This is a genomic window from Pseudomonas sp. MLB6B, assembly GCF_054508135.1.
In genome coordinates this window covers 2,092,219-2,106,382 of the sequence record NZ_CP199313.1, presented here as the reverse complement: position 1 = coordinate 2,106,382, position 14,164 = coordinate 2,092,219, and the positions used below count along the sequence as shown (strand labels likewise).

Genomic DNA, 14,164 nt, shown 5'->3' with positions numbered 1-14,164 from the left:
CCCGCATTTGGCCTAGGCCTCACCGCCAGGACCCGCACCTCCCCTTCTTATAAAGACAAGGACTTCCCCATGCGTGCCCTCGCCGCCCTGAGTCGCTTCGTCGGCAACACCTTCGCCCTGTGGGTCTTGGTGTTCGCCTGCCTGGCGTTCCTGCAACCGCAGTGGTTCCTCGGCCTCAAAGGCGCCATCGTGCCGCTGCTGGGCCTGATCATGTTCGGCATGGGCCTGACCCTCAAGCTCGACGACTTCGCCGCCCTGGCCCGACAACCCTGGCGCGTGCTGCTGGGCGTGGTCGCGCATTTCGTGATCATGCCGGGCATGGCCTGGCTGCTGTGCCAACTGTTCCACCTGCCGGCGGAGATCGCCGTCGGCGTGATTCTGGTCGGTTGCTGCCCGAGCGGCACGGCGTCGAACGTGATGGTCTGGCTGTCCAAGGGCGACCTGGCCCTGGCCGTGGCCATCGCTGCGGTGACCACCTTGCTCGCGCCGCTGCTCACCCCTGCCCTGATCTGGCTGCTGGCCTCGGCCTGGCTGCCGGTCTCGTTCATGGACATGTTCTGGTCGATCCTGCAGCTGGTGATGCTGCCGATCGTGCTCGGCGTGCTGGCCCAGCGCCTGCTCGGTAGCAAGGTACACGCGGCGGTGCAAGTGCTGCCGCTGGTGTCGGTGGTGAGCATCGTGCTGATCGTCTGCGCGGTGGTGGCGGCCAGCCAGGCGAAGATCGCCGAATCCGGCCTGCTGATCATGGCGGTGGTGGTGCTGCACAACAGCTTCGGCTTCTTGCTCGGCTACCTCACCGGCAAGTTCTGCAAGCTGCCGCTGGCGCAGCGCAAATCGCTGGCGCTGGAAGTGGGCATGCAGAACTCGGGGTTGGGCGCGGCGCTGGCGGCGGCGCACTTCTCGCCATTGGCCGCAGTGCCCAGCGCGTTGTTCAGCGTGTGGCACAACATTTCCGGGGCCCTGCTGTCGACCTGGTTCCGCAAGCTGGAAGAGCCCGCCGCATCGTACGAACAGCTCGGCAAGCGTCAATAGGGAGGGTTGCCTGCTTCGGCTAGGCGAGGCAGGATAGCCCGACTGTTGAGGACGACCTCACGACGCCTTGGCGTGATCATTCGGGGACGGCCCCATCTTCGACACTCAAGATGGAGTCTCCCATGTCCTGGATCATCCTGTTCTGCGCCGGCCTGTTCGAGATCGGCTGGGCCGTCGGCCTCAAGTACACCGACGGCTTCACCCGCCCCCTCCCCACTGCATTGACCATCGGCGCCATGGCCGTGAGCATCGGCTTGCTGGGCATGGCGGTGAAGGAGCTGCCGCTGGGCACGGCCTATGCCGTGTGGACCGGCGTCGGTGCGGTCGGCACGGTCATCGCCGGCATCATCCTGTTCGGCGAGGCCGTGACGCTAATGCGCGTGGCCAGCGTCGCCCTGATCGTAGCCGGCCTGATCGGCCTGAAGGTCAGCGCCGGCTGACCTCCACCCCTTTCCTTCAACGGCGGTCGCCGCGCAAGGCGGCGACGCGCTCGCGCAACACGTCCGGCTGTGCCGCCTCGACTGCGACGGCGTCCCCCGCCACCACCGTGACCCGCGACCATAACCGCTTGAACAGCCCTTTGTTCGGATCGCGACTGAAGAAGCTGCCCCACAAACCTTGCAACGCCAAGGGGATCACCGGTACCGGCGTTTCCCGCAGGATGCGTTTGACTCCACTCTTGAACACGTCGATCTCGCCGTCGGCGGTCAACTTGCCCTCGGGGAAGATGCACACCAGCTCGCCTTCTTGCAGCGATCGGGCGATACGGGCGAACGCTTGTTCATAGATCGCGGCATCTTCGCCGCGCCCGGCGATGGGAATGGCGCCAGCGGTGCGGAAGACGAAGTTGAGCACCGGCAAACGGTAGATCCTGTAGTACATGACGAAGCGAATCGGCCGACGAATCGCGCCGCTCAAGAGCAAGGCATCGACGTAGGAGATGTGATTGCACACCAGCAACGCCGCGCCTTCGTCCGGGATGCGCTGCAGCTCGCGGTGCTCGACCCGGTACATCGAGTGGCTGAGCAGCCAGATGAGAAAGCGCATGGTGAATTCGGGCACGATGCGGAAGATATAGGCATTGACGGCGACGTTGAGCAGTGACACCACCAGGAACAGCTGGGGAATGCTCAGATCGGCCAGGCTCAGCAGAAGGATGGTCAACAGCGCCGAGGCCACCATGAACAACGCATTGAGGATGTTGTTGGCAGCGATCACCCGCGCGCGCTGGTCTTCGGGCGTGCGCGCCTGGATCAGCGCGTACAGCGGCACGATGTAGAAGCCGCCGAACACGCCCAGGCCGACGATCGACAGCATGATCCACCAGGCCTTGCTCAAGCCCAGCAACTCCAGCCAGTCATAAGGCACCGCCGGCGTCGGCACATCGCCCGAATGCCACCACCAGAGCAGGCCGAACACCGTCAGGCCGAACGAGCCGAACGGCACCAGGCCGATTTCCACCTTGCGCCCACTGAGCCGCTCGCACAGCAGCGAGCCGGCAGCGATGCCGACCGAGAACAACGTCAGCACCAGGGTGACCACGGTTTCGTCGCCGTGCAGCCAGTCCTTGGCATAGGCCGGAATCTGCGTGAGGTAGATGGCGCCGACGAACCAGAACCATGAATTACCGACGATCGAGCGCGACACGGCCGGCGTCTGCCCCAAGCCCAGACGCAGGGTCAGCCAGGATTGCTTGAAGATGTTCCAGTCCAGCTTCATCTGCGGCGCGGCAGCGGCGGCGCGGGGAATCCAGCGGCTGGCCAGGTAGCCCAACAGCGCCGTACCGACCACGGCGCTGGCGACCACGGGGGCGTAATGGGTCGAGGACATCATGATCCCGGCACCGATGGTGCCGGCCAGGATCGCCAGGAAGGTGCCCATTTCAACCAGGCCGTTCCCGCCGACCAGTTCGTCGTCGCGCAGCGTCTGCGGCAGGATCGAGTACTTGACCGGCCCGAACAGCGCCGAGTGCGTGCCCATGGCGAACAGGGTCAGCAGCATCAGTTCGAGATGGTTGGTCAGAAAGCCCGTGGCGCCAACGGCCATGATGACGATCTCGGCCAGTTTGATCGCACGGATCAACGCGTCTTTGGCGAACTTCTCGCCAAACTGCCCGGCCAGGGCCGAGAACAGGAAGAACGGCAGAATGAACAGCAGCGCGCAAAGGTTGACCCAGACCGAGCGGTCTCCCTCCAGGCTGATCTTGTAGAGAATGGCCAGGATCAGCGATTGCTTGAACAGGTTGTCGTTGAGGGCGCCCAGCGATTGGGTCACGAAGAACGGCAGGAAACGCCGCTTGCCGAGCAGGCCGAACTGCGAAGAATCACTCATGGGCTACGTCCTGGTAGGGCTCGATCATGGAATGCACCGTTTCATGGCAAAGCGACGAATCTGCATGGCCTGGCGCTGTCTGGCAAGTTTTCTGGAGACTTGTCCTGCGTGCCATCGGGTCGCAGCGGTGTGTTTGCCCAGGTGCGGCTGGCGAGGTGCGGCCGGATCCGGTCCGCTACCGCGCCATGTAGCCTCGCTGCCAGGCGCGGGGAATCAACAGCACGGTACCGGCCAGCGCCAACGTCATCGCTGCGCTCACCGCCAGCGCATCGATACCTAGCCGCTCCTGCAACCAAGCGCCCCATACCGCGCCCAGCAGCATGCCGCTCCAAGGCACCAACTGTACGCGCCAGCCCGCGTTGCGCTCGCCCATCAGCCTGCGCCCCAGGCCCCGCCCGAAGCGCGACAGCGCACCGGTGACATAGGTGAGCCCGATCGCCATGCCATTGACCTGTTCCACCACGGCATTGAGCATGCCCATGGCGACGATGGCCAAGGCCAGTGCGGCAGACGCCCCCAGCCCCGGCAACACCGCACTGGCCAGCACCAAAGCCACGACGACCAGCAGCGGCGCAGCGCGACGCCGCAACGCACGTGCGAGCATCACCCCCAAGGCATTGCCCAGCACGAAACAGACGATGGCCAGGCCCAGACGCAGCAGGCCCTGCACTTCGCCGTGGCTGATGGCAACCGCCATGCGCGTGGTGTTGCCGCTCATGAACGAGACGAAGTCGCCCGTGGCCAGAAAGCCGATGGCATCGGTCATCCCCGCCAGAAACGACAAGGCAGCGACCAAGGCCAGACCGACCCGGCCGTTGAGCATGCGCAGGCGCGCGCGTTCTGCGCTGGAATGCGATGGAACGGTAGGCAGCATAGGTCAGCTCCGGATGGCGGCGCAGTGGGCAGCATCGGAGCACGGACGTGAGTACGTCAAGCCATGCAAGCTTGAGCCGAGCGACGGATTGGATGGCGTGTGCAGACGATAAAGCTGCCATGAGGCCTCGACCTTGAAGGTATCGGCAGCCTGCAAAGGCGCGTTGGTCGCTGCCCTGATGCGCGAACGTACACGTCCTGACCTCATGGACGCAGCAGACTTTCGCTGCATAGCCTTCTGACAGTATTTTGGTAAGGTACCGCTCAAAACCGGGGGCTTGGGCCTATAAGGAATACCGTCATGCGCACCATCTGGTTCTTGTTACTCCCAGGCACGCACATTCTGGATCTCGGCGGCCCGTTGCAGATCATGGCGAGCCTCGAAGAACTCCAACTGGCCCCGATCCGCGTGCGCTGCATAGCGGCGAAACAGCAGGTCAGCAGCTTTCAAGGCGTGACCTTGAGCGGCTTGCACGATTTGCCGGAACGACTCGCGTCCCAAGACCTGCTGTTCGTCGTTGGCAACAAGTTGTCTGCAAGCCCCAGCGAGGCCGCGATATTGGCCACTACCGCCCAGTGGCTGGCGAAAGTGGTCGGGCAAACGCCTGGGCTGCAATTGTGTTCCATCTGCACAGGGGCTTTTCTGCTGGGCGCAGCCGGGCTGCTGGATGGCCGCCAATGCACCACGCACCACCGTTACGTCGGTTTGCTGCAGGCACGCTATCCAAAAGCCAAGGTGCTGGAAAATCGCCTTTTCGTGGAGGACGACGGCGTGTTCACTTCGGCAGGGGTATCCAGCGGAACCGACCTGGCCTTGCACGTCGTGTCTGCGCACTATGGAAAAGCAGTGGCCAACCAGGTGGCGCAGGAACTGGTCATCTATCGTCGCCGGGCGGGCGAAGATGTGCAGCTGCGCTCGGCGGACCTCGCGCGCAACCACATCCACCCCTTGGTACACCTGGCCCAGGACCATATAGATACTCACCTCGACACCCCTTTGAGCTTCGAACAGCTGGCCAGCCAATTCAACGTCAGTTACCGGCACCTCGCGCGGCTGTTCCGCGACAATACCGGGCAAACCCTGCAGGATTACCTACGCGCACAACGCATCGACCTGGCCCGGGAGCTTTTGCGCGGTAGCCGCCTGAATGTGGAACAGATCGCCGAGCGCTGCGGTTACGGCAGCAGCCACGCCTTTCGCTTGGCATGGCGCCGAGAGATGCCGCAACCGCCGCTGCAATTTCGCAGCGTGACGACCCAGGAACACGCCTAAGTACGCGTCGTCATCGGCCACTCGCGGCGGTCGGGGCAAGACTGCCCGTGAAGAACGCCACTACGGCCTTGCGCGATGCGTCCCGCGCCGCTGGGTCCGGCGCCGAACGCCCCAGGCCGCCCTTGCCGCGGTGCAGGAATGGATCCTCGTACTCTTGGGCGGCCTCCAATCCATTGAAACCGTGCTGCGCGCCCGGATAGACCACTACCTGCGCGCGTGCCTGGTCTTCGGCAGGCAGGCTTGAAACCAGCGTCGTGCACGTGCTCGGGTCATCATCGTACTGGTCCTTCGCCCCTGTAAGGACCAACAGGCGCGCCGGCGCCAGATGCTTCAGATCGTAGCCGGGCACACGGTTGTATCCCCAGCACACGGGATAGAAGGCGGCCAGTGCGACGGGACGTACGCCGGAAGCCTGCTGCAGCTCGTCGTTGATGGGCGCAGAAGCCGCGAGTACCGCTTGAACACCGCCCCAGGAGAAGCCGAGCACGCCTACTCGGTGGCTGTCGACGCCAGGCTGAGTGGCCAAATAGGCCAAAGCACCGGCCAGGTCCGGGAGGGTATCGTGGACACGGGCCGGCCGCCCTTTCGCACCGCCTGCAAGACCGCGTGCACCCCACATGTCCAGTTCGAGCGTGGCGATGCCGCGGGCATTGAGGTCACCGGCGTGCAGCGGCCCGCGCGAATCCATGCCTGCCGAGCCGTGCAGGATCACCACAGCCGGCACTGGACCGGTCACGTTGGAAGGCAGAGACAGCACCGCCGGCACCCGTAGCTGTGCCAACTTGCCGGCCGCAGGGACAGGGCGACTGGGGAACGAAACCAGACGCTTGCTGACACTGGCGGCACTGCCGTTCGCGCTTGATACAACTTCACCTTGCGCAGCGAACGGTAGCGCCCATCCCAACAACAAGCTGAAGGCAATTGCTTTGTACATTTAGCTACCTCTAAACGACCAGACAGATTCCAGCCCTGCCTTTTTCACCAAGGAAACGACGCAGGCATTAGCCGCACATCGCCATTATCGCCAGGTCATCGAGATGCCAGCTGCCGAGGGCCAAAGGGTCAGCCACCACCATGCCAACCAGCACACAGCACCCCACCCCGAAAGCCACGGCATATCGGCACGCTTGCCTGCCGGAGCGTGCGCCGTACACCGCGAGCAGAGCGAGTAGCTGCACCCCCACTGCAAACACTCCGACACTGAAACCTGACGTGAGCACTTCAGCCATTGACCACCGCACTTCGCGACAGCCCTTGCGCCGTTCGTTGAAAGTGCACGGCGTCGAAGGCCCGTTGTAGATCGGCCTTGATGTCGGCCACCCGCTCCAGGCCCACACACAACCTGACCAGGCCATCGGTGATACCGGCCTGCCGCCGCGCGTCTGCACTCAGACGGCCGTGGGTGGTGCTCGCCGGATGTGTGACCATGCTGCGGGTATCGCCAATGTTGGTGCAGCGGGCCACACAACGCAGTGCGTCGATCCATTGCCAGGCGGCGGCCTGCCCACCGACGATCTCGAAACTCAGCAGCCCGCCGTGACCGTCCTGCTGGCTGCATGCCAAGGCATGCTGGGGATGCTCAGCCAGACCGGTATAGTGAACAGCGCTGACCAACTGCTGTTCGTTCAGCCAATGGGCCAGCTCCAGGGCACTCTGCTGCACTCGCAGCATCCTGACCTCGAGGGTTTCCAGACTTTTGAGCAGCAACCAGGCGTTGAATGGGCTGCAGGAAATACCCAAGGTCCGCAGTACGCCACGCAACGCCTCCATGTTGCTTCGTGAGCCTGTCACCACACCCGCCAAAGCACGTCCCTGACCATCCATGTACTTACCGGCCGAGTGGATGACCAGGTCCGCGCCCAGGCCATGCGGCCGATGGAAAACCGGTGTCAGCAGGGTGTTGTCCACCACCAGCAAAGCGCCCTTTGCATGGGCGAGTGCGCTGATGGCACGAATGTCACCGATTTTCAGCACCGGGTTGGAGGGGGATTCGAGTACCACCAGGCGGGTTTTGCCGTCGATCGCCTGCTGCCACTGGGCCAGATCGGTCAGGTCGACGAAGCGCGCTTCGATCCCGAAGCGCGCCATGTAGAGGCTGAAGGCATTGACGGTGGTCCCGAACACATCGCGGCTGCAGACAATATTGTCGCCTTGCTGCAGGAACGCGTGACAAAGCGCTGTGAACGCGCCCATCCCGGAAGCGAACGCCACGGCGCTTTCAGCCTGTTCGAGCGCCGCCACACGGCTTTCGAACGCTTGTACCGTCGGGTTGGTGAAGCGGGTGTACACATTGCCCGGCCTTTGCCCACTGAAGCGTTGCGCAGCTTCCTCAGCCGAAGCGAAGGTGTAGGCGGACGTCATGGCGAGCGGCTCGCAGAAGACATCCGACAAATCGCTGACCCGGTTGCTATGCAGCGCCGAAGTTGCGTCAAAACACTCCAGTTCAATCGCAGACGATTGCATGGGGTACCTCCTTGTTTGCATTGAACTATGCGCAATTGATCGGTGGACTACTCAGGTTCAGCCACTGGCGAGGCCGTAGCCTCTGGTGCCGCACGTGCCGATACCAGCCACAGGGAAGCCACGGCAGCTACCAAGGTGGCCGTCGCCAAGCCAGCCAGGGTCAACGCGTAGCTGTGATGCCTGTCGAAATCCAATGCGCCGAGCTGCGTGGCCAGCAAAGCGCCCAGCTGATGCACCAGAAACAGGAGCCCGAACACTTTGCCTTTGATTTCTGCGCCATAAAGGGCAAAGCAAAATGCTGAAGTGAGCACTACCGTGCCGAGGTAGCTGGCACCGAACAGCACAGCGAACAGATAGGTGCCAAGCGGCCCCGGCGTGGTCAGCAGAACAATCACCGCCGCTGTGCGCAGCAGGTAGAACATCATCAACAACAGCCCTTTGTTGTAGCGGGTCGCCAGCCACCCGGCCAACAGGCCACTGACCAGCTCCAGCACCCCCAGCAGGCTCAGGCCACGGGCTTGTACCGAGCTGGGCAGTGCTTCGTCCTGCCAGAACGACACCAGATGGACGTCGATGAAAGCCATGGTGGCCCCGCAGCTGGCGAAGCTGAGCGCCAACACGAAAAAACGCGGGTCACGCAGCAGAAAGGTCATCGAGTGCTTGACCAATGCGGCCTGCGGATCGGGCTTGAGCGGTACGGTGCGGGCCACCCAGTAAAGCGCCAGGCTCAACGGCACCAGGAAGATCAAGCCTACCCACGAGAACACCGGCTGCCAGCCTACGCGCTGTTGCAACACGATCCACAAAGGCGACAGCACGATGAATCCGATCGACGTGCCATTGGTCACGAACGCGAACGCAAAGGCCTTGAAGCGTTCCGCGACCAGGCGATCGACCAGGATGCCCATGGGTACGTAGGTCATCGCCGCCAGGGCAAAAGCACCCAGCAAGCCGTACAACAGGGTGAACAGCATCAGCTGGGTGCCGACTACGGTCACCCCCAGCAGCACCACGCCGGCACTGACGCTGCCCAAGGCCACCGTACCCAAGGGGCCAACGCGGTCACTCAGCCAACCCACCACTGGCGATACCAGGCCGATGGTCAGGACAAACAACGAACCGGCCGTGGCCAGGGCTGCACGCCCCTCGCCGAAATGCGTGGCGAGGTCGACGAAATACACCTGGTACAGCCCTTTAAGGGCACTAGACAGGAACATCACCACGAAGCCGACCACCAGCACCGAGACGATCAGGGCGGAGCTGAATTTCTGGTTCATGACCAATCCTTTTCGCGGGGTATCACACCGCTTCGGTATCAGGAACCCGGCAATACGCCTGGTACATGTTTTCGTACATCGCGTAGAACAGCTGACAGGTATGGTCTACCGCATGCAATGCCTCCTCTTGCATCTGCGCCGTGGTGCACAGTTCCGAAACCAGATCCAGCCCTTCGTTGACGTGGCCGACGTCTTCTTTCTGGTGCACGGAGAAGAACAGTAAATCGTGTTCGGTCAGGCCATAGGCACGCCCCAGCAATACGTGACGCGCATCGCCGGCAACGGTTTCGAGGTTTTGCCCTTCACTGGCGACCATCACCGCTGCGGCACCTATGTGATAACGCGCCGGGTCGCGGACCGCTTGCAAACGGAAGTCGATCAGCTCCCAGGTGGCCGGCAGCGGTTGCTCGGCATCGCGCTCGGCATCGCTGATGCCCAGTGCACGCAGGAAGTTCTGCATGAGCACCACATGATTGTCGGTGCGCGACAGCCGTCCGGTTTCCTCTTCGAAGCAATTGGTGATCAACGCCCGTTTATGGGCAGGCAACGGGCAATGAAAGAACAGGTGCTCGACGTAGGTCAGGAAGTACTTGGTCAGTTGATAGCCCTGTAGCGCAACCTTGCGCAACAACGGCTTGTTGCCTTCGGGTGACAGTAAGGCCTGGAATATCGGGTGGGACAACGTCAGGTGGTGGTGGAGTCTCTGTTCCAGCTGATCGCGAAAGGCTGCAGTGGCTAAGGCCATGGCGATGATCCTTGAATGATTGAATGGAAGGCCTTGGTGACGATGAGCGCGGACGAACGATGGCGAGTCAGGTCAGTTGAGTCGCAGCGCCAGGTTTTCCACGGACTGGGCCATGTAATGGCCGCGATGTTTCTCTCCGTTGACCCGCGCGTAGTCCTCGAGCACGCCGTAGGTCTGAAACCCGAAGCGTTGCCAAAGGCGGTGAGCGCGCGTGCCCTCGCGCACATCGAGCGTCAGCAGTTCGATACCTGTCGCCTGACACATCTGCACGATCTCCACGAAAGCGCGGGCCACCAGCCCGGTGCCTCGGTGATCGGGATGTACGACGCCTTTGCTCAGGTCAGCGATGTGACGGCAATTGGGCATGCTGCTGCGCGACACGATCACCAGGCACGCCGGCCCGGCAAGGGAACGACCCAACAACGCGTGGGTATCCCCACCCTGGATGCGCGCCAGTAACGCAGCGGTGAAATCAGCACCTTGAGCCGCCGACATTTCTTGCTCGTAGCCCAGAACACCGCCATCTCCAACCGTGCTGTTGACCAGTTCGACGATGTCCTGGGTGATACCGCTGTCGGCTCGACGGAGCCATTGCAGTTGCGGCTCGGGTGAGCCCTGCGCTTCTAAAGAAAGGGAGAGGTTCATGGTGTAAATCCGTGTTCGTTCAGGCAAGGATTTAACCGTTTGGGCGTAACACCGAGTAAGCAGGGAATCGGACAGAAAACGGAAAGATCGTGACAACTCGAAGTGTAACGGCGCATCGGGTGGCACCGGTTTGGGCTCATCGCAGCCGTCTATGACTCCACGCGAGACATGTTTCACGAGCGGGGAGCAAAACAGGGTCATGACGTTTCGTGTGGCGGGTAGATGAGCGTGCTGCACCGAACTCGCGTACAGGTGAACGTGAACGACGCACGGAGTCTGGTCGATATGTAGCGGTCAAGAAGATCAGTTCTGCAAACCCTAGGGGCGAGGTTTCGCGGAGTTGAGTAGTCCGCAATCCGTTGGGCCATTGATTTTTTGGCGCAGAAACAGAAAAGCCCGCCATGAAGGCGGGCTTTTCTGTATTGATATCACACTGAATCGAACCTTAGGTTCGTTCCACACGGCTGCAAGACTGAAAACTGGCTGGCGTGCCGTCTTCTCTAGTACATCAGCAACCGCTGTGAAGATGGTGGGTCGTGTAGGATTCGAACCTACGACCAATTGGTTAAAAGCCAACTGCTCTACCAACTGAGCTAACGACCCGTTGGATGGCGCGTATCTTAATGATTTCCAGAAGGAAATCAATACCCTACAGCCAAATTATTGAAAATAAGGCGTCGGGTCCTGCACCCCTGCCTGATGGAAGCCGTCGGCGCGCAGTCGGCAACTGTCGCACTTGCGGCAGGCGCGGCCGTCGTCGTCGGCCTGATAGCACGAGACGGTCAGCCCGTAATCCACACCTTGGGCCACACCCGCTTGAATGATCTGCGCCTTGCTCATGTTCTGCAGGGGCGCGCGGATGGTGAAGCCGTTGCCCTCCACGCCGGCCTTGGTCGCCAGGTTGGCCATACGCTCGAAAGCCTCGACGAACTCGGGACGGCAATCGGGGTAGCCCGAATAGTCCACCGCGTTGACGCCGATGAAGATGTCCCGCGCCTGCAACACTTCCGCCCAGCCCAAGGCAAGGGACAGGAATACCGTATTGCGTGCCGGCACGTAGGTGACCGGAATGCCTTCGGCTGGCGCCTCGGGAACGTCGATGCTGGTGTCGGTCAGGGCCGAGCCGCCGATACCGTCGAGGTTCAGGCCGATGACTTTGTGTTCGACCACGCCCAAGTCGCGGGCAATGCGCGCTGCAGCGTTGAGCTCGGCACGATGGCGCTGGCCGTAATCGAAGCTCATGGTGTAGCACTGGTAGCCTTCGGCCTTGGCCATCGCCACCACCGTGGCTGAATCGAGCCCGCCCGACAGCAGGATGACAGCACGTTTCTCGTTCATGGTTGATTGCTCCTCAGTCAGCGGCCAGGTTCGTCGTTCCACAGCAGTTTGTGCAACTGCAGCTGGAAGCGTACGGGCAAGTTGTCGGCGACGATCCAGTCGGCCAGCTCGCGGGCGTTGACCTGACCGTGGCTAGGCGAAAACAGCACTTCGCCAGCCCGTTGCTCAAGGTTGTACTCGATCACTTTGGAAACCGCCCAGTCGTAGTCGTCACGCGAGCAGATCACGAACTTCACCTGGTCGTTGCGCGTGAGATGCGCCATGTTGTCGTACAGATTGCGATGGCATTCCAGCGAACCTGGCGTTTTGAGGTCCACTACCCGGCTCACGCGGGTATCGGTCGCCGAAATGTCCAAGGCGCCGCTGGTTTCGAGGTTGACCTCGTAGCCGGCATCGCACAGCCGTTGGAGCAAGGGCAAGGCGTTGGGCTGGGCCAGTGGCTCGCCGCCGGTGACACAGACGAAACGAGGCTTGAAAGCGGCCACCTGCTCGAGGATCGAGTCCAGCGTACGAATGGTGCCGCCGCTGAACGCATAGGCGCTGTCGCAGTACTGACAGCGCAGCGGGCAACCGGTGAGACGCACGAAAACGGTAGGCAAGCCGGCCGTTCGCGTCTCACCCTGCAACGAGTAGAAGACTTCGGTGATGCGTAATGTGTCTTGCATGGTCCGCCTAGGGCCAGGCAGCTACACAGGCTGCCCGCCTCCGTGAGGCACTGGCGCGAACTCGACATAGCGTTATCCGCGCCAGCGTAGTGATTGAAAAAAGGGCGCAGAGTCTAACGAAAAAACCCGCGACAGGCGCGGGTTTCTTTCGAACGGTAGAGATCAGAGCCGTTGCAGGTCGCGCTGGGCCAATTGCGCAGCGGAGGTTCCAGGGTATTGGCTGACCACTTGCTGCAAGATGCCTTTGACTTTGTCGGTATGCCCTAGACGTCGCTCGACGTCGGCGAGCTTGTACAGGGAGTCGGGTACCTTGCTGTGTTTCGGATACTGCTGGCCCACTTTGGCGAATGCCTGGCTGGCACCCTGCAAGTCGCCTTTGGCCAGGTTGACTTCACCCAGCCAGTACTGCGCGTTGCCGGCATATTGGCTGTTGGGATACTTGCGCAAGAAAGCGCCGAATGCCTGGCTGGCCTTGTCGAAGTCTTTTTGCTTGATCAGGTCGAAGGCAGCGTCGTAATACAGCTTCTCTTTGGCCGGATCACCTGGTTCGCTCGAAGGCGTCGGTTTCGCGCTGGCGCCACTGTCGCCACTCGCAGTGCCTGCAGCAGGAGCGCTGCCGGCGGAAGAATTGTTGGAGCTCGGCGCTTGCGCAGCACTGTTGATGCGCTGATCGAGATCCTGGTAACGCTCCAGACCCTCTTGCTTCAGGCGCGCAACATCGTTTTGCAACTCTTCGATGATGCCCTGTTGGCGGGAAATCTGGTCTTGCATCTGTTGCAACTGCATGAACAGTTGCCCTTGTGCCGAGGCAGGGGCGGAAGCCCCTGCACCGGCATAAGCGCCGCTCGTGCCATAACCCGCGGGCGGATAACTGCTCGCGTTGTCACCGACGATAGGAACCGCGGCCAGTGCCGAAAACGGCAGGCCGAGAGCGAGGACGGTTACAGCAAGGCGGCACTTACGCATAGGACTTACTTACGCAGTTCTACGCGACGGTTCTGGGCCCAGCTCTGCTCGTCGTTGCCGGTAGCAACTGGACGCTCTTCGCCGTAGGAAACCAGTTCCAGCTGAGCAGGGGAAACGCCCTGCAGCACCAGGTAACGCTGAACGGCTTTGGCGCGACGCTCGCCCAGAGCCATGTTGTACTCGCGAGTACCGCGTTCGTCGGTGTTGCCTTCCAGTACGACACGGCTGCCGTTGGACTTCAGGTCCTTGGCGTGAACGTCCAGAGCGCGCATGGCTTCTGGCTTCAGGTCCGAGCTGTCGTATTCGAAGTAGAAGGTGGTGATTGCGCGCAGAGCAGCTTCTTCGCTCAGGCTGCCGTCGACAGCGCCAGTGTTGGCACCGTAACCGGCGTTAGGGTCGACAGCACCAGCGTTGCTGCCTTCACCTGCGTTGTCACCGCCCTTGGAGGAGCAACCTACAGCTACGGCCATGGCCAGAGCCAGCGCAGCGAATTTACCAAACTTCAGCATTTCCATCGTGAAACTCCTAATGAAACCCCAGTGTGTTAAGCAAAAGT

At 61.9% G+C, this 14,164-nt stretch carries 14 protein-coding genes and 1 tRNA gene; 3 read left to right on the top strand and 12 right to left on the bottom strand.

Going from position 1 to position 14,164, the window contains the following annotated elements:
- Window positions 1-69: 69 nt before the first annotated feature.
- Both ACSMEV_RS09235 and sugE read left to right on the top strand, forming a co-directional pair.
- Window positions 70-1,032, top strand: coding sequence for a bile acid:sodium symporter family protein (locus tag ACSMEV_RS09235; RefSeq protein ID WP_459208118.1), 963 nt, complete (start codon window positions 70-72; stop codon window positions 1,030-1,032).
- 122 nt (window positions 1,033-1,154) lie between these two features.
- Window positions 1,155-1,472 carry a quaternary ammonium compound efflux SMR transporter SugE gene (gene sugE / locus ACSMEV_RS09230; RefSeq protein WP_459208117.1) on the top strand — a complete coding sequence of 106 codons (318 nt, stop codon included), beginning with the start codon at window positions 1,155-1,157 and terminating at the stop codon, window positions 1,470-1,472.
- A gap of 16 nt (window positions 1,473-1,488) precedes the next feature.
- Here sugE and ACSMEV_RS09225 read toward each other — a convergent pair whose 3' ends face one another.
- The gene (locus ACSMEV_RS09225) at window positions 1,489-3,363 is read right to left on the bottom strand and encodes an MFS transporter (RefSeq protein ID WP_459208116.1); all 1,875 of its coding nucleotides are present in this window, start codon (window positions 3,361-3,363) and stop codon (window positions 1,489-1,491) included.
- 175 nt (window positions 3,364-3,538) lie between these two features.
- Window positions 3,539-4,237, bottom strand: a complete 699-nt coding sequence (locus ACSMEV_RS09220; RefSeq protein ID WP_459208115.1) for a YoaK family protein — start codon at window positions 4,235-4,237, stop codon at window positions 3,539-3,541.
- Between the two features lie 300 nt (window positions 4,238-4,537).
- Between ACSMEV_RS09220 and ACSMEV_RS09215 the strand changes: the two genes are divergently transcribed.
- A complete protein-coding gene (locus ACSMEV_RS09215) occupies window positions 4,538-5,509 on the top strand; it encodes a GlxA family transcriptional regulator (protein ID WP_459208114.1) in 972 nt (323 codons plus the stop codon).
- A gap of 10 nt (window positions 5,510-5,519) precedes the next feature.
- Here the strand turns inward: ACSMEV_RS09215 and ACSMEV_RS09210 are convergent, their stop codons facing one another.
- From ACSMEV_RS09210 to pal, 10 genes are all read right to left on the bottom strand, one after another.
- Window positions 5,520-6,443: a dienelactone hydrolase family protein gene (locus ACSMEV_RS09210; protein WP_459208113.1), complete on the bottom strand. Its 924-nt coding sequence runs from the start codon at window positions 6,441-6,443 to the stop codon at window positions 5,520-5,522.
- A gap of 287 nt (window positions 6,444-6,730) precedes the next feature.
- A complete protein-coding gene (locus tag ACSMEV_RS09205; RefSeq protein WP_459208112.1) occupies window positions 6,731-7,972 on the bottom strand; it encodes an aminotransferase class I/II-fold pyridoxal phosphate-dependent enzyme in 1,242 nt (413 codons plus the stop codon).
- Window positions 7,973-8,019: 47 nt separating this feature from the next.
- The gene (locus ACSMEV_RS09200; RefSeq protein WP_459208111.1) at window positions 8,020-9,249 is read right to left on the bottom strand and encodes an MFS transporter; all 1,230 of its coding nucleotides are present in this window, start codon (window positions 9,247-9,249) and stop codon (window positions 8,020-8,022) included.
- A 22-nt stretch (window positions 9,250-9,271) separates the two neighbouring features.
- Entirely contained in the window at window positions 9,272-9,994 is a 723-nt protein-coding gene (locus ACSMEV_RS09195) for a TenA family transcriptional regulator (protein WP_296265019.1), read from the bottom strand.
- A gap of 72 nt (window positions 9,995-10,066) precedes the next feature.
- Window positions 10,067-10,639, bottom strand: coding sequence for a GNAT family N-acetyltransferase (locus ACSMEV_RS09190; protein ID WP_459208110.1), 573 nt, complete (start codon window positions 10,637-10,639; stop codon window positions 10,067-10,069).
- A gap of 527 nt (window positions 10,640-11,166) precedes the next feature.
- A tRNA-Lys gene (locus ACSMEV_RS09185) sits at window positions 11,167-11,242 on the bottom strand.
- 57 nt (window positions 11,243-11,299) lie between these two features.
- Entirely contained in the window at window positions 11,300-11,977 is a 678-nt protein-coding gene (gene queC, locus ACSMEV_RS09180; RefSeq protein ID WP_459208109.1) for a 7-cyano-7-deazaguanine synthase QueC, read from the bottom strand.
- Between the two features lie 17 nt (window positions 11,978-11,994).
- Window positions 11,995-12,642: a 7-carboxy-7-deazaguanine synthase QueE gene (gene queE / locus ACSMEV_RS09175; protein WP_459208108.1), complete on the bottom strand. Its 648-nt coding sequence runs from the start codon at window positions 12,640-12,642 to the stop codon at window positions 11,995-11,997.
- Between the two features lie 162 nt (window positions 12,643-12,804).
- Complete coding sequence (gene ybgF, locus ACSMEV_RS09170; protein ID WP_459208107.1) at window positions 12,805-13,608, bottom strand: tol-pal system protein YbgF; 804 nt, start codon at window positions 13,606-13,608, stop codon at window positions 12,805-12,807.
- Window positions 13,609-13,613: 5 nt separating this feature from the next.
- Window positions 13,614-14,123 carry a peptidoglycan-associated lipoprotein Pal gene (gene pal, locus ACSMEV_RS09165; RefSeq protein WP_296265008.1) on the bottom strand — a complete coding sequence of 170 codons (510 nt, stop codon included), beginning with the start codon at window positions 14,121-14,123 and terminating at the stop codon, window positions 13,614-13,616.
- Window positions 14,124-14,164: the final 41 nt, after the last annotated feature.

Coding starts and splice junctions, on each gene's coding strand:
- ACSMEV_RS09195 (WP_296265019.1), bottom strand. CDS start 9,994: ATGGCCTTAGCCACTGCAGCCTTTCGCGATCAGCTGGAACAGAGACTC.
- ACSMEV_RS09220 (WP_459208115.1), bottom strand. CDS start 4,237: ATGCTGCCTACCGTTCCATCGCATTCCAGCGCAGAACGCGCGCGCCTG.
- ybgF (WP_459208107.1), bottom strand. CDS start 13,608: ATGCGTAAGTGCCGCCTTGCTGTAACCGTCCTCGCTCTCGGCCTGCCG.
- ACSMEV_RS09225 (WP_459208116.1), bottom strand. CDS start 3,363: ATGAGTGATTCTTCGCAGTTCGGCCTGCTCGGCAAGCGGCGTTTCCTG.
- ACSMEV_RS09190 (WP_459208110.1), bottom strand. CDS start 10,639: ATGAACCTCTCCCTTTCTTTAGAAGCGCAGGGCTCACCCGAGCCGCAA.
- ACSMEV_RS09200 (WP_459208111.1), bottom strand. CDS start 9,249: ATGAACCAGAAATTCAGCTCCGCCCTGATCGTCTCGGTGCTGGTGGTC.
- ACSMEV_RS09205 (WP_459208112.1), bottom strand. CDS start 7,972: ATGCAATCGTCTGCGATTGAACTGGAGTGTTTTGACGCAACTTCGGCG.
- ACSMEV_RS09215 (WP_459208114.1), top strand. CDS start 4,538: ATGCGCACCATCTGGTTCTTGTTACTCCCAGGCACGCACATTCTGGAT.
- sugE (WP_459208117.1), top strand. CDS start 1,155: ATGTCCTGGATCATCCTGTTCTGCGCCGGCCTGTTCGAGATCGGCTGG.
- ACSMEV_RS09235 (WP_459208118.1), top strand. CDS start 70: ATGCGTGCCCTCGCCGCCCTGAGTCGCTTCGTCGGCAACACCTTCGCC.
- queE (WP_459208108.1), bottom strand. CDS start 12,642: ATGCAAGACACATTACGCATCACCGAAGTCTTCTACTCGTTGCAGGGT.
- ACSMEV_RS09210 (WP_459208113.1), bottom strand. CDS start 6,443: ATGTACAAAGCAATTGCCTTCAGCTTGTTGTTGGGATGGGCGCTACCG.
- queC (WP_459208109.1), bottom strand. CDS start 11,977: ATGAACGAGAAACGTGCTGTCATCCTGCTGTCGGGCGGGCTCGATTCA.
- pal (WP_296265008.1), bottom strand. CDS start 14,123: ATGGAAATGCTGAAGTTTGGTAAATTCGCTGCGCTGGCTCTGGCCATG.